Source organism: Leisingera sp. ANG49 (assembly GCF_059694505.1).
On sequence record NZ_JCATZN010000006.1, the window covers coordinates 1 to 17,313 of the forward strand.

At 59.1% G+C, this 17,313-nt stretch carries 16 protein-coding genes and 4 pseudogenes; 13 read left to right on the forward strand and 7 right to left on the reverse strand.

Translation table 11 applies throughout. From position 1 onward, the window contains the following. The first annotated feature begins 100 nt into the window (after window positions 1-100). The 8 genes and pseudogenes from AC58NV_RS18365 to AC58NV_RS18400 form a co-directional block, all read left to right on the forward strand. Entirely contained in the window at window positions 101-967 is an 867-nt protein-coding gene (locus AC58NV_RS18365) for a PhzF family phenazine biosynthesis protein (protein WP_497228408.1), read from the forward strand. Further along, window positions 964-1,959, forward strand: coding sequence for an ornithine cyclodeaminase family protein (locus AC58NV_RS18370; RefSeq protein ID WP_497228409.1), 996 nt, complete (start codon window positions 964-966; stop codon window positions 1,957-1,959). Before AC58NV_RS18365 ends, AC58NV_RS18370 begins: the two co-directional genes overlap by 4 nt. Before the next feature lie 91 nt (window positions 1,960-2,050). Next, entirely contained in the window at window positions 2,051-2,473 is a 423-nt protein-coding gene (locus AC58NV_RS18375) for a hypothetical protein (RefSeq protein WP_497228410.1), read from the forward strand. A gap of 2 nt (window positions 2,474-2,475) precedes the next feature. Then, window positions 2,476-3,216, forward strand: coding sequence for an SDR family NAD(P)-dependent oxidoreductase (locus AC58NV_RS18380; RefSeq protein WP_497228411.1), 741 nt, complete (start codon window positions 2,476-2,478; stop codon window positions 3,214-3,216). Between the two features lie 60 nt (window positions 3,217-3,276). Continuing rightward, complete coding sequence (locus tag AC58NV_RS18385; RefSeq protein WP_497228412.1) at window positions 3,277-3,897, forward strand: TetR/AcrR family transcriptional regulator; 621 nt, start codon at window positions 3,277-3,279, stop codon at window positions 3,895-3,897. A 22-nt stretch (window positions 3,898-3,919) separates the two neighbouring features. Further along, complete coding sequence (locus AC58NV_RS18390; RefSeq protein WP_497228413.1) at window positions 3,920-4,834, forward strand: DMT family transporter; 915 nt, start codon at window positions 3,920-3,922, stop codon at window positions 4,832-4,834. Window positions 4,835-5,060: 226 nt separating this feature from the next. Then, a pseudogene (locus AC58NV_RS18395) lies at window positions 5,061-5,264 on the forward strand (IS110 family transposase); the annotation flags it as partial. Then, window positions 5,225-5,599, forward strand: a pseudogene (locus AC58NV_RS18400) (ATP-binding protein); the annotation flags it as partial. The pseudogenes AC58NV_RS18395 and AC58NV_RS18400, both read left to right, overlap by 40 nt. A 122-nt stretch (window positions 5,600-5,721) precedes the next feature. On the opposite strand, the gene AC58NV_RS18405 reads toward AC58NV_RS18400, so the two are convergent. From AC58NV_RS18405 to AC58NV_RS18415, 3 genes are all read right to left on the reverse strand, one after another. Further along, window positions 5,722-8,673 (reverse strand): response regulator, encoded by a 2,952-nt coding sequence (locus AC58NV_RS18405; protein ID WP_497228414.1) that lies wholly within the window; start codon window positions 8,671-8,673, stop codon window positions 5,722-5,724. A 142-nt stretch (window positions 8,674-8,815) separates the two neighbouring features. Then, window positions 8,816-9,277: a hypothetical protein gene (locus AC58NV_RS18410; protein WP_497228415.1), complete on the reverse strand. Its 462-nt coding sequence runs from the start codon at window positions 9,275-9,277 to the stop codon at window positions 8,816-8,818. Between the two features lie 284 nt (window positions 9,278-9,561). Then, window positions 9,562-10,074 (reverse strand): autotransporter outer membrane beta-barrel domain-containing protein, encoded by a 513-nt coding sequence (locus AC58NV_RS18415; protein ID WP_497228566.1) that lies wholly within the window; start codon window positions 10,072-10,074, stop codon window positions 9,562-9,564. A 541-nt stretch (window positions 10,075-10,615) separates the two neighbouring features. Between AC58NV_RS18415 and AC58NV_RS18420 the strand changes: the two genes are divergently transcribed. The 3 genes and pseudogenes from AC58NV_RS18420 to AC58NV_RS18430 all read left to right on the forward strand — a co-directional run. After that, window positions 10,616-11,809: a sensor histidine kinase gene (locus AC58NV_RS18420; RefSeq protein ID WP_497228416.1), complete on the forward strand. Its 1,194-nt coding sequence runs from the start codon at window positions 10,616-10,618 to the stop codon at window positions 11,807-11,809. A 25-nt stretch (window positions 11,810-11,834) separates the two neighbouring features. After that, the gene (locus AC58NV_RS18425; RefSeq protein ID WP_497228417.1) at window positions 11,835-12,224 is read left to right on the forward strand and encodes a response regulator; all 390 of its coding nucleotides are present in this window, start codon (window positions 11,835-11,837) and stop codon (window positions 12,222-12,224) included. A 131-nt stretch (window positions 12,225-12,355) separates the two neighbouring features. After that, a pseudogene (locus AC58NV_RS18430) lies at window positions 12,356-12,576 on the forward strand (tyrosine-type recombinase/integrase); the annotation flags it as partial. On the opposite strand, the gene AC58NV_RS18435 reads toward AC58NV_RS18430, so the two are convergent. The 4 genes and pseudogenes from AC58NV_RS18435 to AC58NV_RS18450 form a co-directional block, all read right to left on the reverse strand. Further along, the gene (locus tag AC58NV_RS18435) at window positions 12,503-12,862 is read right to left on the reverse strand and encodes a helix-turn-helix domain-containing protein (RefSeq protein ID WP_497228418.1); all 360 of its coding nucleotides are present in this window, start codon (window positions 12,860-12,862) and stop codon (window positions 12,503-12,505) included. The pseudogene AC58NV_RS18430 and the gene AC58NV_RS18435 sit on opposite strands and share 74 nt — an antisense overlap. 173 nt (window positions 12,863-13,035) lie before the next feature. Then, entirely contained in the window at window positions 13,036-14,508 is a 1,473-nt protein-coding gene (locus AC58NV_RS18440) for an ATP-binding protein (RefSeq protein ID WP_497228419.1), read from the reverse strand. Window positions 14,509-14,539: 31 nt separating this feature from the next. Then, on the reverse strand, window positions 14,540-15,436 hold the full coding sequence (locus tag AC58NV_RS18445; RefSeq protein WP_497228420.1) for a phosphate/phosphite/phosphonate ABC transporter substrate-binding protein: 897 nt from the start codon (window positions 15,434-15,436) through the stop codon (window positions 14,540-14,542). A 226-nt stretch (window positions 15,437-15,662) separates the two neighbouring features. Continuing rightward, a pseudogene (locus AC58NV_RS18450) lies at window positions 15,663-16,091 on the reverse strand (LysR substrate-binding domain-containing protein); the annotation flags it as partial. 46 nt (window positions 16,092-16,137) lie between these two features. Here AC58NV_RS18450 and AC58NV_RS18455 point away from each other — a divergent pair. Next, the gene (locus tag AC58NV_RS18455; RefSeq protein WP_497228567.1) at window positions 16,138-16,470 is read left to right on the forward strand and encodes a hypothetical protein; all 333 of its coding nucleotides are present in this window, start codon (window positions 16,138-16,140) and stop codon (window positions 16,468-16,470) included. 217 nt (window positions 16,471-16,687) lie between these two features. After that, window positions 16,688-17,041, forward strand: coding sequence for an isocitrate/isopropylmalate family dehydrogenase (locus AC58NV_RS18460; protein WP_497228421.1), 354 nt, complete (start codon window positions 16,688-16,690; stop codon window positions 17,039-17,041). The last annotated feature ends 272 nt before the right edge of the window (window positions 17,042-17,313 follow it).

Consider the following 17,313-nt stretch of genomic DNA (forward strand, 5'->3'; position numbering starts at 1 on the left):
TACGGCGCTTGGCATGCCTATTACGCGGCCCGTGGAATAAGTCTATCCGGGGAAAGGGGAGCTGCGTTCAGCTCCCGATTTGTGCAACAAGGCCTGCGGCATGCACTATGTCCTTTGCGATGTTTTCTCGGATGGCCCGTTCTCCGGCAACAGCCTGGCGGTTTTCCCCGAGGCTTGGGCGCTGGACGGCCGGCAGATGCTGAAGCTGACCCGGGAGCTCAAGCACTTTGAATCCGCCTTTCTGACGGGGCCTGCCCTCGCGGACGGCAGCCGCCCCCTGCGGGTTTTCGATCTGGAAGAGGAGCTGCTTTTTGCCGGCCACCCTTTGCTGGGCGCCGCGGCCGTGCTGCATCACCTGGAGCAGCCCGCAGAAACGGCTGAGGCCACCTTTGCCTTGGAAGACCGCCGGGTGACTCTACGTTCTGCCAACTGCGCAGCGGGGTTTGACGTGTGGATGGATCAGGGAAAGCCGCTGTACCTGGCAGAGCTGAACGGCGCCGCCGCCCGGGAGCTTGCCAGCTGTTTCTCGCTGGCGCCGGAGGATCTGACCCCGGGCCTGCCGCTGGAAGTCGTCTCGACCGGGTTGCGCTATCTGGTGGTGCCGGTCCGGCAGGGTTTGGACAGGGCGGCTATCCGTGTCCCGGACCTCGAGCAGCGGCTGGCGGACGTGGGCGCTCAGTTCGCTTACCTGTACGACGTCCACCAAACCGAAGGGCGCCATTGGACCAACGACGGGCGGATCGAGGACATCGCAACCGGCAGCGCCGCAGGCGTCATTGGCGCTTATGCCCATAAGCACGGTCTGCTGAACGCGGCCAACACGTTGGAACTAAAGCAGGGGCAGTATGCAGGCCGCCCCAGCCGGATTTCGGTGCAGGTCGACAGCGGGCCGGACGGGATCAGAGCTATCCAAGTCAGAGGTCAGGTTTCAATCCTGGGCACCGGCCGGTTCGAGGTGCTGCCATGACCCCTGCCCTGCGCCATATCACCCGCGAAGAAATCGCCGCCCGGCTGTCCCACGCAGCCCTGCTGTCACCAGTGCGCCAGGCGATGATTGCCTACAGCACGGGCAAAGCCACCGCGGCGGCTCAGGTGCTGTTCCCGGCGCCGGGCGCCGATGTGCATGTCAAAAGCGCAGTTCTGCCTGGCGCCCCCATTTTCACCGTCAAGCTCGCGGGCTGGTCGGAAAGCCTGAAAGCAGACACCGGCAGCGGCCATAGCGGGCTGATCCTTGCCTGCTGCTCCAAGACCTGCCAGCCGCTTGCGCTGCTGCACGACGGCCACCTGATTTCCGACTACCGGACCGGCGCTGCCGGCGCTTTGGCCGCGCACAGCTGCCTTTCCGCTGGCCCGGTGGACGCGGCGCTGCTGGGTGCCGGCACCCAGGCGCGCCATCAGATCCAGGCGCTGGCGCAATTGCGGGAAATCCGCAGCCTCTGCATCTGGGCCCGCCGGCCTGAGGCAGCCAGATCGCTATTAGCTTCCCTGCAGGCCGGATTTCCGGCAAGCCGGATCTCCACCGCCGGCAGCCCGGCCGAAGCGATGCTCGGAGCCCGGCTGGTTGTCTGCGCTACCGCCGCCACAGAACCCTTGTTCCAGGCCGAAGATATAGAGCCCGGACAGACGGTGATCAGCGCCGGTGCCGATGACGAAACCAAATGCGAATTGCCCCCTTCCCTGCTCGTCCAGGCCGGCAAGGTCTTTACCGACAGCCTCGGACAGGCCCGCGCCTATGGCAACGCAGCCCGCGCCCTGTCTTCTGGCCTGACGGAGGCAGAACTTGGGATGCAGGAATTGGGCGCTGCCTGGGCCAGCAATGACCGGCTGCGCAACAGCGGACGCCAAGTCATCGTTTGCAGCCTGACCGGGCTGGGCGTGCAGGACCTTGCTGCGGTTTCAACCCTGTTCAACTGGGAAACACCCCGGACGAACTCCGCACCCGCTCAAAAGACCGGATAAAGGCGGCGGCCTTGGGGAACCCGCTGTGGCGAGCGGGACCTGCTTCCGCCTTTTCATAATGATCGATGTGAAAACCTAAGGAGACATGAAAATGACCGACACTCTGGGCTGGAAAGTCGAAGGCCATTCGTTCCGGGACGGCAGCCTGCTGGCAGATTGGGAAAAGATCTACCAGGACAGCATCTGGCACTGGCAGTACGACACCCACGAGATGACCTTCGCCATCTACAGACACGACGGCCAGTACTGGAAACTGTATCATGCCCGCTTTGTACAGCCCGGCGCCGATGAATATTCTTATGGCTTTGGCGGCCAGTCATGCCGGATGGTGGAGGTGGAATACACACGCCGTGCGCGCTCGACCCATTCTCACATGCTGATGGAAAAGGGCGACCGCCAGTGGATCCGGACCTACGAGTACGACCCCGCGATCATGACCGTCATCACCGCCGGTGAGGAGAACGGAAAATACGGCGCGCCCTATACCGAAATCCGCAAGAAGCAGTGGGCCTGACCATGGCCGGGCCTCTCTGCATCATCACCGGCGTCGGCGACGCCACCGGCAGCGCCACGGTGCGCAAGTTCATCTCGCAAGGCTACCGGGTAGCCATGATCGCCCGCAACGCGGACCGCCTGCAGGCGCTGGCAGACCAGCACCCCGGTGCGCAAGCCTATGCCTGCGACCTTTCCGATCTGCAGGCCTTCGAGACCTGCCTGACCAGGATCGAGGCGGAAATGGGTGTGCCCCGGGTGCTGGTGCATAATGCGGTTTCGCACAGTTTTGGACGGTTCCGCGAGCTGGATCCGCTGGAGATCGAACGGAACTTCCGGGTCAACACCACCGCTTTTCTGGTCTTTGCCCGCTTCTTTGCGGACAAGATGGCCGCCAATGGCCGCGGGGCAATCCTGGCCACCGGCAATACCGCGTCGCACCGCGGCGTGCCGAACTACGCGCTATTTGCCCCGACAAAGGCCGCACAGCGCAACCTGTGCGAGGCGCTGGCGCGGGACTTGGGCCCGGAAGGCATCCATGTCTGCTACCTGTCGGTGGATGCCGCCATCGATGTGACCTGGCTAGGCGCCAGCGACGCAGAACGCCCCAGCTGGCTGGTGCCGCCGGCGGACTGGCCGCATGCGCGGGAGGATTTCTTCGCCCACCCCGACGGCATCGCCGCGGAGATCTATCACCTCACCCACCAGCACCGGACCACCTGGTCCTTTGAGACCACAATCCGCCCCTTTGCGGAAAAGTGGTGACCCCGCAGCCGCGGCAGGCGGCCTTAGCCTGCCGCGGCCTCAAGCAACAGGAAGAGCACCATGGGAAGGCACAAGGAGTTTGACCCGGACGACGCCGTGAATTCCGCGCTCAAGGTGTTCTGGCGCAAAGGCTACCATGATGCCTCGCTGAAGGATCTGATCGCCGGCACCGGTGTCAACAACTACGGGCTCTATTCGGTCTTCGGCTCCAAACACGGTTTATACCTGGCCGCCTTCGACCGCTACAACCGGGATGTGACTGGCCCGCTGGTCCGCGGTATTGCCCGAGCCGGCGCCAGTCCTGAAGGGCTGCGCGATGCCTTGCAAGGAGCAAGAGAGCGGCTGACCCCAGGCGGCGAGCCGCTGGGCTGCTTCGTTTGCAACAGCATGGTCGAAATGTCCGCTTCCGATGAGAAGGCTGCCGAACTGGCAGCCCGCAACCGTCAGATGCTGTCGCAGGAGTTTGCCAGGTTCTTGCAGCGGGCAGCGCCTGAGGACACGGAACCCGCGCGCCGCGCAAAGGCGGGGCTACTGGCCAATGGCATGTACACTTTCGGCCTGCTCATCCGGTCGCGCAGCCCGGAACCCCTCATCCTGGATCACCTCAGCGGCCTCTGCGCCCTGATCCGTCCCGCCGCACGCTGCCAGGCAGGCAGCAGCAGCCTGCATCTTAACGGTTGATGTGTTTAAGGAGGAAACCACAATGCGCTGGACACTGTTTCTGATCTTCCTGGGGCTGGCCTGGGGAGCAACCATACCTCTAAACAAGCTCGCCGTGGCGGGCGGGCATGCCACCGCTGCCCTGGTCTTTTGGCAGCAGCTGGCCGGGTTTGCCCTGCTGCTGGCCTGGCAGTCTTTCCGGCGGCTGAAAGGACGGCGCAGAGCGGCCAGGCCGCAATGGGGTCTCTATTTCATCGTTGCGTCGCTGGGTACGCTGCTGCCGCACGGGCTGAGCTTTGCGGCCGTCAGCATGGTGCAGGCGAACATGATGTCCGTCGGCATCGCCGTCACCCCGATGGCAGCCTACCTGATCGCCCTCGGCCTGGGCCGGGAAACGCTCAGTCTCCGGCGCGGCTCCGGTCTGCTCCTAGGCGCCACGTCCATCCTCCTGCTGCTGGGCATTTCGCTCACGCTGCTGGGTCAGCAGGCAGCCTGGGGCATAGCCATCGCCTTGCTGCCCGGGCTGTGCTACGCGGCCGAGAGCAACGTGATTGCCGCCCGCGCTCGCGACCGCTTCGACCCTGTCGAAACGCTGTTCTATGCGTCCGGCCTGTCTTGCCTTCTTGCTCTGCCCCTGGTCCTTGGCAGCGGCGCCGATTCGCTGGCCCTGGCCACTCAATCTCTGCCCTTTACGGCACTAATCCTCTCCGGCCTGCTGCATGTTCTATGCTACGCGGCCTATTTTGCAATCGTGGCCCGCACCGGCGCGGTCTTTGCCAGCCAGGTGGCCTATTTCGTGACAATTGGCGGTTTCTTGTCCGGCACTCTGTTCCTGAACGAGACGGCGCCGCCCGCCTTGATGATTTCCTTAGTACTGATGGTATTGGGGGTCGGGTTGGTGCAACCGCGGCAACAGCAGCGACAAGGGTTGGGCATCGCCGATAGTATCAACGGTTAGACTTCTGCATAAGCAGCTAATAGGTTCAATTCAAAAAGGTCTCCTTGCAGCCCGGTTTAGCGCCCCGCAACCAATGGTATTAGCGGCCCAATTCGGTCACTCGCCACAGTAACCGGGTGCTGCAGTGCGGCCCGTCAGGGGGGATGGGGTGGATGGCTCCTGCTCCACCGGCGTCGCAATGCGCCATAGTGCAGTTGTTATCGACTGCTAGGAAAGGAGCCATCCAATGCAGGTTGCAACAGTCGGGCTAGATCTGGCCAAGAACATCTTTCAGGTACAAGGGGTCACAGCGGATGGAACCGTTGCGTTCAATCGGTCGCTCAGGCGCGCGCAGCTCATACAGTTCTTCGAGAAACTTGAACCCTGCCTCATCGGCATGGAGGCTTGTGGATCTTCTCAACCGTCGAGCTGGTCAACGCCCTTGAACAGGAAAAGGCCGCAGGCAAGGCGGGCAAGATTGCCGAAAGCCTGGTGAGAGCCGATTTGGTCATCCTCGATGAGCTGGGCTACCTGCCATTCAGTGCATCCGGAGGCGCATTGCTTTTCCACCTGCTGAGCAAGCTGTACGAGCGCACCAGCGTGATCATCACGACAAACCTCAGCTTCAGCGAATGGGCCGCCGTCTTCGGGGATGCCAAGATGACCACGGCGTTCCTCGACCGGCTCACCCACCGCTGCCAAATCCTGGAAACCGGAAACGACAGCTACCGCTTCAAAGCCAGTTCCGCCGCCGCAAAATCAGAACAGGAGAGAAAGAGCCGTTGACCCAGACATAACCACCAGAACATAACTACCAGGCGGGTCAGATCTCGATGAAAATCCCGGGTCAGATCTCAGCGGAAATCAACAGCAAAGGTGCCTGGTTGCCTCCTCAGAGCGTCGCGCAGCTAACCTGTTTTGGCTAGGATCGCCTTCAGCGTTGATCTGCAGCGTTCCAATTGCACTTCGAGATCACGCTGCAACGGCGGTGCCTCTCCGAGACGCCGGTCACGTCCCACATTCTCCAGTCGTAGCGCGGCTTCGACCACTGGCAAGGCACTGACGGTCGCAGCCGACCCTTTGAGCGTATGAGCTGCGCGCCGAAGCTCTTCGGCGTTTCCGGTCCGGCACGCAGTTTCAATGTCCGCTGCCAGCCCCGGAGCCTGGGCCAGGAAAAGCTCTGCGATCTCTCGCAGCAAGCCTTCATCGCCCAGCTTCGCCAGGGCGCCCTGCCAGTCAACCGGCTCCGCCTGATTGCCGTCGCGTTTCGGACTGGCTGTGGCGGGTGTTGCAACCGACGGAACGGAATCGAGCCCAGTCTCCCCGGATCTGGCCTGCGCGGGCCCCTGCATTGCGCCGAAAACCGTCCGTTCGACGGCACGCAGCAAGCTATCAGCCCGGAAAGGCTTGCCGACGAAGTCGTCCATCCCGGCTTTGGCGCAGCGCTCCCGGTCCGCCGGCGTTACGCTGGCAGTGCAGGCAACGATCGGCAGACGACCACCTCCCGCCTGTTCGCTGGCCCGGATCGCTTTGGCGGCAGCCACCCCATCCATGACTGGCATGTGCATATCCATCAGCACCAGGTCGTATTTGCTGCGTTCTGTGGCTTCGACTGCCTCTTGGCCGTTCTCAGCGAGATCCACGCTGTGGCCGAGCCGGGTCAACAGATCGGTGGCGACCTTCTGATTGACCACACCATCCTCGGCCAGCAAGATTCTTAGCGGTGTGACACCCGCTGCGGCCGGCGTAGGGAGAGGCTCTGTCTCGCGAACGGCAGTACCAATTGCCGCGAGGACTGCGTTCAGCAGGTCGGACTGTTTCACCGGTTTGACCAGCATGCGGTGAATGTTGAGCTCACGCAGGGGTATTTCGGAGCCCGAGTAGCCGGCAGAGGACATTACCAGAATGCGCATTGCATCCAGCAGCGGTCGTTCGCGGATTTGCGCGGCCAGTGCGGTGCCGTCCATTTTGGGCATCATCAGGTCGAGCAGTGCTAGCCGAGGCGTTATACCACTGACGATCATCTCGTCCAAGCAGGCCAGCGCACTGGCCCCGCTGCCTGCCAGCACCGGTGTCATGCCCCAGTTCTCCAGGACCTCCGCGAGAATCCTCCGGTTGGTCTCGTTGTCGTCGGCAACCAGCACCGGCATCCCGATCAGCTCCTTGGGCACCGTCGCACGCGGCAGATCGTCCTCGCTAGCCAGCCCCAACTGGACAACAAAGGAAAAAACGCTGCCCCTGCCCGGAGCGCTGTCCAGCTTCATTTCCCCACCCATCTTGCGGGCAAGCTGTGCCGAGATTGCAAGGCCCAGACCGGTACCGCCGTATCGCCGGGTGGTCGAAGTATCGGCCTGTCCGAATGCCTCAAAGATCCGCTCCTGCTGTTTCGCGGGTATGCCGATGCCGGTGTCGCGCACTTCGAATTCCACCGTTACTTCCGTTTCGCAGCGCACGGCAAGCCGGGTATCGACCACCACTTCGCCCGCATCGGTGAACTTGATGGCATTGCCGACAAGGTTGACCAGAATCTGGCGCAACCGGGTCGGGTCACCGACAAGTCGGTCGGGCACTTCGGGCGGGATATGATGGGCTAGTTCAAGGCCTTTTTCGCCTGCGCGTGTGGCAAGTGTCTGCAACGTATCCCCCAGCAGATCGCGCAGACGGAATGGTGTAGACTCCAGTTCCAGCCGCCCGGCCTCTATTTTGGAAAAGTCGAGGATGTCGTTAATCAGAGCCAGCAGGGTGTCGCCGGATCGCACTATGATGCGGGCATACTCCCTCTGCTGCGAATTGAGATCAGTGCCACTGAGTAGTTCGGCCATGCCAATTACACCATTGAGCGGTGTTCGGATTTCATGGCTCATGTTGGCTAGAAACTGGCTTTTGGCAATGCTGGCTTGTCTGGCAAGGGCGAGCGCACGCTCGGTGTTCTTCTGCGATTTGTGCAGCTGTTCGGTCCGTTCCTCGAGCGTGGCAGTGCGCTTGGAGACCAGATCCTCCAGATGGTTCTTGTAGCACTCGATTTCGGTGATGTCGGAATAAACCCCGACCAGCCCGCCGTTGCGGGTGCGCACCTCTCGGATCCAAAGCACCCGGCCATCCATACGCTTACTACGGAAAGCGCCAGTGGGGTTGCGGTGTTTCTCCATCCGCCACGCCACCCATTCCTCGACACCCATCCCGGCGGCTTCGGCGTTGCCGGCCTCCGCCACCAACCGCGCTAGTGTCTCAAAACAGGTACCTACCGCGATGTGCCCCCCTTCGGAGCTCTTGAACATGTCCTCATAGGCTTGGTTGAACATCAGCAGCCGGTCGTCGGAATCGTAGATCGCAAACCCTTCGGAGGAGGAATCAATAGCGTTGACCAATTGACTGCGGGCGAGTTCCGCCGCTTCCTGGGCGCGCCGGGTTTCTTCCATTTGCCGGGCAAGCGCCTGTTCTGCACGGCGCTGTTCGGTGATGTCGGTAATGAAACCTTCCAGAAAAAGCAGGTCGCCCTTGTCATCGAAAATGCCGCAGCCCTGTTCCCAGACCCATTTCTCGGTACCGTCCCTGGTGCGTATGCGGTAGGTGATGCGGAAGCGGCGGCGGGCCTTCAGCGCTTGCTGCACGGTTTCCCAGACCCGAAGGGCGTCGTCAGGATGCATTAGGCTGCCAAAGCTGACCCGCCCGCCCGGCATCAGCTCGTCACGCGTGTAACCGGTAAGATCGAGACAGCCATCCGACAGAACGGTCATCGTCCAGTCGTTGTCGTTTTCCCCTCGGTAGGCAATTCCCGGGAGGTTGGACATTAAGGTTTGGAGTTGCCTCTGGCTGTCGCGGAGCGCTTCAAGTTCCTGATGCTGTTTGTTCCGGTTCATTGTTGCAGAACTCCTTGCTTGGCGGTCGCGGCTCTACGGGAAGACCCCGATCAGCAGTTTGGCCCGGGTCACCCGGGCAACGCCCTCGACCAGCGCGACAGTGCGCTCCAAAGCGTCGAGCATTATATCCCGGAGCCGACCGCTAATCTCTTCCAGCTCCATGATCTGCACCGCTTTCAGGAATTGCTGCTCGGCGAGCCGAAACATCGGGGAATCGTATTCTGCAGTCTGCTCCCGCGCACAGGCCGGCGAGTAACAGACCGTGCGGCCCAGTGAGACCAAGTTGAGATTGGACTTGAGCAGAAAGTCGCTGGCTTCGGCCTTTTACCGCATTTACGGCAAGCTTTAAGCCGTCCAATGCAGTCTGGATAACTGCCGACATATCCGGCGCCGCGCGGACCCAGAATAGCATCTCCAGGTCCTGGATGCCAGGCAGCACCAGGTCGATGCCTCCAGATGTCAGGCCGGCAAGGCCATCGGCCAGATTTCCGGCAGGATCGACGGAGCACTGCAGTTGAGGCTCACCTTTGATCAGCCGCTCGACCGGTTTCATATGAAAGGGGTTGTCATCGACAAGCAGGACACGGACGGGTTGGTCGGCCATGCTGTTTCCTTTCGGTACAGAAGAGGCGTTGGGCAGTCCCATGCTGATACAGAGTTCCGCCGCAGTCATCTCGTGGGCGGCTCAATCGCCAAGAAGTGATCGTCAGCCCCGTGCTCGCGCACCGGCGGAAACATAGACTTTCAAAGCGTACCATGTTTGCGCTCATGACGCCCGTCAGGCAAATTTTGGCATCCATCAAAATGAGTAAGAACCGGACCGTTTTTCAGTGTCTGCAGATATGCCTAACGTGAGAGACTGTGCGGTGATACCAGCCGCTTATCCGATCAAATTGACCATTTGAGGCCAGCTCTTACAAATGGTCCCTGTGCGTTGCTGCCGATTTCCTTCTCTGCGCTCAACTCGAGCTGCAGGTTGGAGGCAAATGCTTTCTCATAACCGGCTCGGAAGCTTGCTCCCGTAAAGTCTTCAGCCGAATAAGTGAGCGGGTTGGTGACCGAAAACACTGTTACATCAGCGGACGTATCACCCAGGTTTCGGCGCAAGACACCGGTTAAGCGGCCAGATAGTACCCCGCCTTTGGCAAGGGGCTTTTGCGCTTCGAACCCGAGCCTGGCTTCGGCCACTTCGGTTGTCACCTCGCTGACTGTGGCGTTGGGGGCTGAACCGCTTTCAGTGTAGCTGTCGTCATCCTGACGGGTATAGCGAAGGCTGCCAAAGCCAAGCAGCGTGTAGCTGTCCGTGGTATCAAATTCCCGTTCAACGCCAATACGTGCCGTCACCAAGGTGCTGTCATAATCCGCTGCCGCGTCGGCACTGCCGGAAACACTCCGGGTCAGAGCTCGTTGCTGCCCACGCTGACTACCGCAGCGAGGAGTCCAGAAACCGCCCGCACGAGCGACTGCTACGCGGAACTTTCCGGACTTTTACCCATGCGGCATTTGCTTGCGCAGAAAATGCTCGCGGACAGGGCATGGTTCTCGCTGCAAAGCAGCGTTGGTCGTCAGAACGGTCATTGAAAGGCAGTCTGAGGAGAGAAATTCAAACCGTCTCTTCCCCGCGACCGGGATTGACCATCGAGGAGCTGGACAAAGCGGCCCTACGCCAAAAGTACCCCAATGTCCGCTTACGGTTGATCGGAAGCTTGCAGGTCCTTTTTGTCAATCAAGATCACTTAGCGGGCGGATGAGGGCTTTGTCATGCCTCTCATCAAACCACATGGATTCGCGATGTGAATCCTTCAAAGCCAGAGTTCTGCAACAACACCCCCTCAGACGGTTTTCGTATCGGAGCCGAATACCCTGAGCACAAAAATTAACCTTTAGGTAACTGATTTGGAGCTAATAATTTTATTATTTGGCCGTCAGCTGAGTTCTCCATATGAGTGCAAAACACTACCTTGAAAAAGAGCTGGGTGAATTATTCCAGGCCGACGCCGAGATGTGGGAATTCCTGCAGAAGGGGTCTTTGGACGGGGTTTGGTACTGGGACCTGGAAAATCCTGACAATGAGTGGATCAGCCCAGAGTTCTGGCAGTTACTTGGTATCGATCCAGCATCAAAGAAGCACAGCCCAGAAGAGTGGCAGGATATCATCTTCCCTGAAGACCTGCAGGTCTCCCTTGAAAACTTCCAGAGGCACTGTGCCGATGAGGCTCATCCGTACGATCAAATCGTTCGGTACCGGCACGCTGACGGATCAACTGTTTGGGTGCGGTGTCGTGGATTGGCTATTCGCAACGTTGAGGGAAAGCCGATACGAATGCTGGGGGCGCACAATGATCTGACCCAGCTCAAAGTCCACGCTGAGAACGCGCGCGTGCATGAGCAGCAGAAGGCCGAACTCGCTCATGAAAAACAAGTTGTCGAGCAGGTTAATGAGGAACTCAGTGCATTTGCCTATGCAGTTTCGCACGACCTCAAAGCACCAGCCAACACCGCCCATATGCTGTTGAGTGAGCTCGTCAATCACAGCGACACCGTTTTTGATGATGAAGGTCGTGAGTTAGCTGAAACAGCGATGAAGACCATGGATCGCATGCGCAATCTGATCGAGGATCTTCTGCGTTATACACGGGTTATTGGCCAGGATTTGACTTTCGAGCCCGTTGACCTCAATGAGATCTTGCAGAATGTCGCAGACGATCTAACAGGCGACATCTATGATGCTCAGGCAGAGATCGCTATTGGTGACTTGCCATTAGTCTATGGCCACCCATTGCAGATGCGTGCCCTTCTACAAAACTTGATTACGAACGCCATTAAATTTAGGCGAGTCGGAGAAGCATGCAAAATAAGAGTTGAAAGCAGCGCGCACCACAACGCGTCTCGAGTTATGATCTCCGTCACTGACAACGGAATTGGAATTTCAGACGCGGACAAAAACCGGATATTCGGAATGTTCAAACGCCTGCATGGCCAGTCAGATCGGCCAGGTTTAGGTCTTGGGTTGGCGCTTTGCCGTCGTATTGCGATCAATCATGGCAGCGATATCACAGTGGATACTCCAGAAAATCACCCGGGTTCAGTCTTTAGTGTAAGTCTAGCAAAGCACGGTGAACAACATGTCTCATGAAAGAAAAAGCACAATTAGGAATCTAATGTTTGTCGATGACGATGAGGCCGATCAAATGCTTTATCGGAGAATTGTTAGAAGAAGCGAACTCGTCGAAAACACCCTTGAGTTTCACGCTGCCGATGATGCTCTGGAGTTTATACTGTCTGACGGCTGCCCGTTGCTTGATGCTATTATCCTGGATGTGAATATGCCTCGGATGGATGGCTTTGAATTCCTGGATGAACTTGCAAAGATAGGAAACGGTCATTCAAAGACCTGCGTCATTATTATGCTGACAACATCCCTTGACCCAAGAGACGAAGAGCGGGCAGAAAAAAATCCGCTCGTTAAAGGGTTTATGCACAAGCCGCTTACTATCGAACACCTAAACGAAATAGCAAGCTATATAAACCAGATGAACTCTGTTTCTTGACAATTCGATCGTCGGAATGGTTTTTTCCTCTAAACCTCCCCGTCTGAGAAAGCAGCGGAAGGCAAAATGCATGTAACCCACCTCTGGGAACCGTTCCCTACCAGCCTGATCTGGAATCCGATGCGCCGGATCGAGGATGGGCGGCAGCGATTGGGCTGGAACCCAGCGGATACAGCACCCATTCGCTGCGCAGGACCAAAGCAGCGGAGATTTACCGAAAACCGGAAATCTCAGAGACGTTCAACTGCTGCTAGGACACACAAAGGTTGACAGCTCTGTCAGATACCTTGGCGTCGATCTTGAAAATGCGCTAAGCGTCGCTGGGGAGCCTGATCTGACAGGTCCGGTTTGATTGTTAGTGCATGACTGGCCTTTGGTCCATCGGGACGATGGTTTCCGGCGCAGGCGGCCGGTAGCGCCCGGATGTCGGCCCTCACCTCATCCAGTGTCGAGGTCGGTGAAATCCTTGTGCCCGCCCGGTCAAGCAGGCGGCACTGATACTGCTGCTCCAGAGAATAAACGAGATTGGACACTGTCGGCTGCGACACGCCAAGCTCCTTGGCGGCCAAGGTGAAGCTGCCAAGCCTGGCCACCGCTTCCAGGGCCTGCAGCTGCTTTAAGCTGATCTTTGCTTTCATGCCTGTCTCCACCTGCCGCCTGGCTTTTCCTAGCAACAAAGGCAAACGCAATCCAAGAGACACGCGACGCGCAGCGGCCTGGATCGCCAGTCAGCTCAGTTCAGCATTTGGTTTCTTCCCGCCCCAGCTATGCCGCCCCGCCGCGCCACTGCCTCCGGCATTACACATCGCAGTTACCCCGTCACCAGATTTTCAGCGGTTGCAAAGGCGCATGTGAAGGTGAACGTAGAGCCCTTGCCAAGCAAAGACTGGACCTCAATACCGCCCCCCATTAGTTGCGCGAGACGGGAAGCGATCGCCAGACCCAGCCCGGTGCCGCCGTAACCCCGGGTAGCGGTACTGTTAACTTGTGAAAACGCAGTGAAGATCTTCTCGAGACTGTCTTCGGGAATGCCCACCCCGGTGTCTGTCACGGCGATCCGCATCTTCGCCATACCGCCAGCAGCCCGACCGGTGACTCTTACGGTCACCAATCCAGCCTCGGTGAATTTCAGCGCATTGCCGACAAGGTTCACAATGATCTGCCGAATCCGCCCTTCATCCCCCAGGATGTCCTTCGGCACCTCGGGATCATATTCCAGCCGCAGCGAGACCCGGCTTTCCGCCGGATTGGGTGCCAGCATACGGACCACCCCGCTCAGAAGCTCCTCCAGATCAAGCGGCGCGGTCCGCAGCTCCAGTTTCCCGGCCTCTACCTTGGAGAAATCGAGTAGCCCGTTGATGATGTCCAGCAGCGCTTCGCCGGATTCAGAGATTGTCCTGGCATAAAGCGCCTGCTCCTCATCCAGGCTGGTTTCCTCCAGCAACGAGGCCATGCCCAGCACCGCGTTCATCGGGGTCCTGATTTCATGGCTCATTGTGGCCAGAAACTCGGACTTCGCCTTGCTCCCTGCTTCAGCAGCCCGCGTCCTTTCCTTCACCTTATGCTCCAGCGAGTTCGCAAGCGCCTTCAGCTCGGCATTGCTGCGGTCCAGGTGGTTCAAAACCTCGGTGAAAGCATCTCCCAGGCGGCCGACTTCATCGTGGCCACACTCAGGGACTTCCCGCTTGGCACTGCCCAGGCGGATACTGGTGGCAAAGTCCGTCAGCCGCTTGATCGGCCGCGTTATCCGGTTGGCCACGATGACTGCGGCAATTGAGGCAAGACCGGCACAGACACCGGCCAGGAGCAGGGTCAGCCGGATATGCTTCATCCATTCCGCGTCAAGCCGCGCGGTGGAAAATTCCAGCACCACATACCCCAGCCGCCGGTCCGCCGTTGCCTGCACTGGGCCAGCAACCTGGATCACGCCGTCCTGCAGCCGGGTGACCCATTCAGCGGTTTCTCTGGCCTTCCGCAAATAGGGTTCATTGAACTCCTTTCCCCGCAGCGGATTTTCATCGGTCCCATCGGTCAGAACACGCGTGCCCGCATCCAGAATCATCACCTGCAAGGCACCTTCTCCGATCAGGACCGAGCTCACCTGCTGGCGCATCAGTTTGACATTCAGCTCATACAACGGTTCCAGAACTGCTTCGCCCAGGACCTTTGCGAGCACCGTTGCATGGCGTTCGAACGCAGCAACAGATGTCTGGTGGGCCAAGGTTATCGAAATGGCCGAAATCGCCCCTGCAACCGCAAAGACGATCAGAACCGTGTAGACCACCAGTTTTGTCCTGAGGCCCGACATAAGCAACTCAATTGCCGCCAATCAGGGCTGTCACCGGCTTCTCAAATTCTTCCAGCATGTCCAGCGTTTGATCCGGTATGGTATCAAATTTCGTGGTTCTTTCAAAATTTTCCAGAATCCAGCGGCCTTCATCGTTCTGATCCATGCTGATCAGCACGGCCTGCACCGCCGCGGTGAACTCAGCGGATGTCCCTGGCGACAAACTGACAACATGCCGCGGGATATTTTCCGTTTGGACAAGCACGTCGAGGCTCCCGAAATCATCTCCGGCGCGTTTTTTCAGCCCGATCAGCGACATGGCGCCGGCATCAACCAGCCCGCGCAGCACCCATTCGATGGTGTTTTCGTCATCCCCGGAAAACACATAGCCCGTGGCCTCCGCAGGCCGCGCCGCCCGAGGGCCGCTCATCGCGGCGAGCTGAACACCTTGCGTTGCAATCGTGTGGCGCGGCAGGATGTAACCGCTGGAGGAGAAGGCCTCTTCAAAGGCGATGACCCTGCCCTTGAGATCTTCCAGCGACTGGATGCCGCTGTCCCGGCGGACAAAGACGACAGACCGGTATTCGGCGACACCCTTTTTCCATCTTCGCGCCACCAAACGGCTGCCGCATTTTGCCCTGACCGCGAGCGAGACAAGTGGGCTGTCAACAAAGATATCGACCTCACCATTGCTCAACAGTTCCGCCATATGGGCAATGTTCCGGGCAATTCTGACTTCTCCCGCCGTGACCCCTTCATCCTGAAGCTGCGCTGCCAAATATTTGGCAAAGGGCAGAAAAACGCGGGTTTCCTTGACCGTCTCGTCACTGATTGTGCCGATGACGAGGCTACGGGCCCCGGCGGTATGACCGAAAAGCAGGCTGAGGCAAAGACAGGCTAAAGGGACTGCATTCTTGAGGTTCACGGGGCTATTCCTCTCATTTTCTGCAGACAGCGCGGGGCAAGGAACTGAATACCGCAAACTGCGCAGACAGGAAGGCAAAAGATAAAATTCTCAATTTGTCTCATGGGGACACCCAAGCACAGAGGTTACACTGCACAGGCAAAGCCTTCCTTAATTTTTTCCCACTGGCGGATTTTCCAGCTGCACTGACCGGAAAACAACGCCTTCCGGTCAGCCCGCGGGTCCATCAGATGTAGCCGGGAATACTGCGCCCTGACCGCTCCAACAGCCAGCGAGCCACTCGCTTGGCTATGGGCCGGGCATTTTCCAGCTGCTGTGCCGCAAAGCCATGCATCTTGCCCGGCAGGTATTTCCCGGGGAACGCCTCTACCAGCGTCTCTGATCGCAAGTCGCCCGAAATGAATGGTGCCGCCGCAAGCGAAACGCCGCTCCCGGCCCGGGCCAGCCGTATCGCGGCGGCCAGGGAATTGACCTCGACAACCCTTCCGTCGAGTGGGTCGGCTATTCCCAGTGCTGCACACCACTGGGGCCAGGCCACGCGCGGACCGGCACATTCAATCAACACACACTGCCCCCATTTGCCGCCATGCTGTTCCAGATAGGCCGGGGTGCAAACTGCCGTCACCGTTTCCTGCACTAAGGGCACAAAGCTCGCGGCATCGGGCGCGGCATTCGGGTGGCACCGAACCTTTCCTCACATGATGGGGATCGCTTTCGGGTTCGCCGTGATGATCAGCTCGGTCGTTCTGGGTCTCGGCGCCGTTCTTCAGCAGGAATCACAATTATGGATATTGTTGCGCATCGCTGGAACGGTTTGGCTCCTGTGGCTGGTATGGCAGCTTGCCGAACCGTTGCTGCGCACAAGCCGGCAGGAAAGCACATCTGTTTTCAGATCCCCGCCAGCCGTCCAATACGTTTCCACGAGGCCGCTATCTTTCAGTGGATTAAGCCCAAAGCGTGGACCATGGCTTTGGCGTCAAGCTCAGCCTATGCCGAAGTCGCATCCGATCCGATCACCCGTGCCGTCATCATAGCGGTGACGTTCCTGGTTCTGGCGCCGTTGTGCAACGGAACCTGGGTAGCCAACGGTCAAACCCTGCAACGCTTGATGAACTCGGGTCAGGGGTCCCAGTTCTTCAGTGCGATCATGGTGTGTTTGGTTGCTCTGAGTGCCGTGCTGATCAACTGGGGCTGAACAAGCGGCTGATCCCGGGATTTGGATAGCAGCAACATCGCGGGCTGAAGGAGCAGATGAAGATCAACCGAGAGTGGATCATCCTGCTTGGGCTCGCCCTTTGTGTCAGTGTCAGCAACACGTTCGCACGATTTGCCTATGGTCTGATCCTCTCTTCCTTGCAGGCTGGATCAACGCCGCCAATGCGCTCGGGTATCTCCGGACAGGGGGTCGCCAATCCGATGGGCGCTATCCTGTCGGTTGCGATGATGTTCGAGCACGGCTTTGGGCAGCCTCAGGCCGCGCGTGCCATCGAACAGGCCGTGGACAACGTATTGACTGCAGGTTTGCTGCCGCCGGACCTGGGCGGGTCGGCTGATACAGCCGCTATCACGCAGTCGGATTTGAACAGTCTTAGGCCGAACGCATAATGATCGGAGTGCCCCACTTGGACGCCTTCACCAGCCCGGGGACAGACTGATCCCGTCCAATCTGTGTTTTCATCCCGGTGATAGAAGGCTATGAGGCCATGCTTTCTTAGGCAGGCTCGCTTACTTGGTTACCCGATGTAGGGCAATGCCGCGCCACGCACCAATGACCGCTTCCGGGTGGCTGAATGCAAGCTGTGAAGGTTGGCTAAAGGTCGTAGCTTTCCAATAGATAATCCTCTTCCGGCTAAGTTGCCTAGAAGGTGGGGGTGCAA

Coding starts and splice junctions, on each gene's coding strand:
- AC58NV_RS18365 (WP_497228408.1), top strand. CDS start 101: ATGCACTATGTCCTTTGCGATGTTTTCTCGGATGGCCCGTTCTCCGGC.
- AC58NV_RS18370 (WP_497228409.1), top strand. CDS start 964: ATGACCCCTGCCCTGCGCCATATCACCCGCGAAGAAATCGCCGCCCGG.
- AC58NV_RS18375 (WP_497228410.1), top strand. CDS start 2,051: ATGACCGACACTCTGGGCTGGAAAGTCGAAGGCCATTCGTTCCGGGAC.
- AC58NV_RS18380 (WP_497228411.1), top strand. CDS start 2,476: ATGGCCGGGCCTCTCTGCATCATCACCGGCGTCGGCGACGCCACCGGC.
- AC58NV_RS18385 (WP_497228412.1), top strand. CDS start 3,277: ATGGGAAGGCACAAGGAGTTTGACCCGGACGACGCCGTGAATTCCGCG.
- AC58NV_RS18390 (WP_497228413.1), top strand. CDS start 3,920: ATGCGCTGGACACTGTTTCTGATCTTCCTGGGGCTGGCCTGGGGAGCA.
- AC58NV_RS18405 (WP_497228414.1), bottom strand. CDS start 8,673: ATGAACCGGAACAAACAGCATCAGGAACTTGAAGCGCTCCGCGACAGC.
- AC58NV_RS18410 (WP_497228415.1), bottom strand. CDS start 9,277: ATGGCCGACCAACCCGTCCGTGTCCTGCTTGTCGATGACAACCCCTTT.
- AC58NV_RS18420 (WP_497228416.1), top strand. CDS start 10,616: ATGAGTGCAAAACACTACCTTGAAAAAGAGCTGGGTGAATTATTCCAG.
- AC58NV_RS18425 (WP_497228417.1), top strand. CDS start 11,835: ATGTTTGTCGATGACGATGAGGCCGATCAAATGCTTTATCGGAGAATT.
- AC58NV_RS18435 (WP_497228418.1), bottom strand. CDS start 12,862: ATGAAAGCAAAGATCAGCTTAAAGCAGCTGCAGGCCCTGGAAGCGGTG.
- AC58NV_RS18455 (WP_497228567.1), top strand. CDS start 16,138: ATGGGGATCGCTTTCGGGTTCGCCGTGATGATCAGCTCGGTCGTTCTG.
- AC58NV_RS18460 (WP_497228421.1), top strand. CDS start 16,688: ATGAAGATCAACCGAGAGTGGATCATCCTGCTTGGGCTCGCCCTTTGT.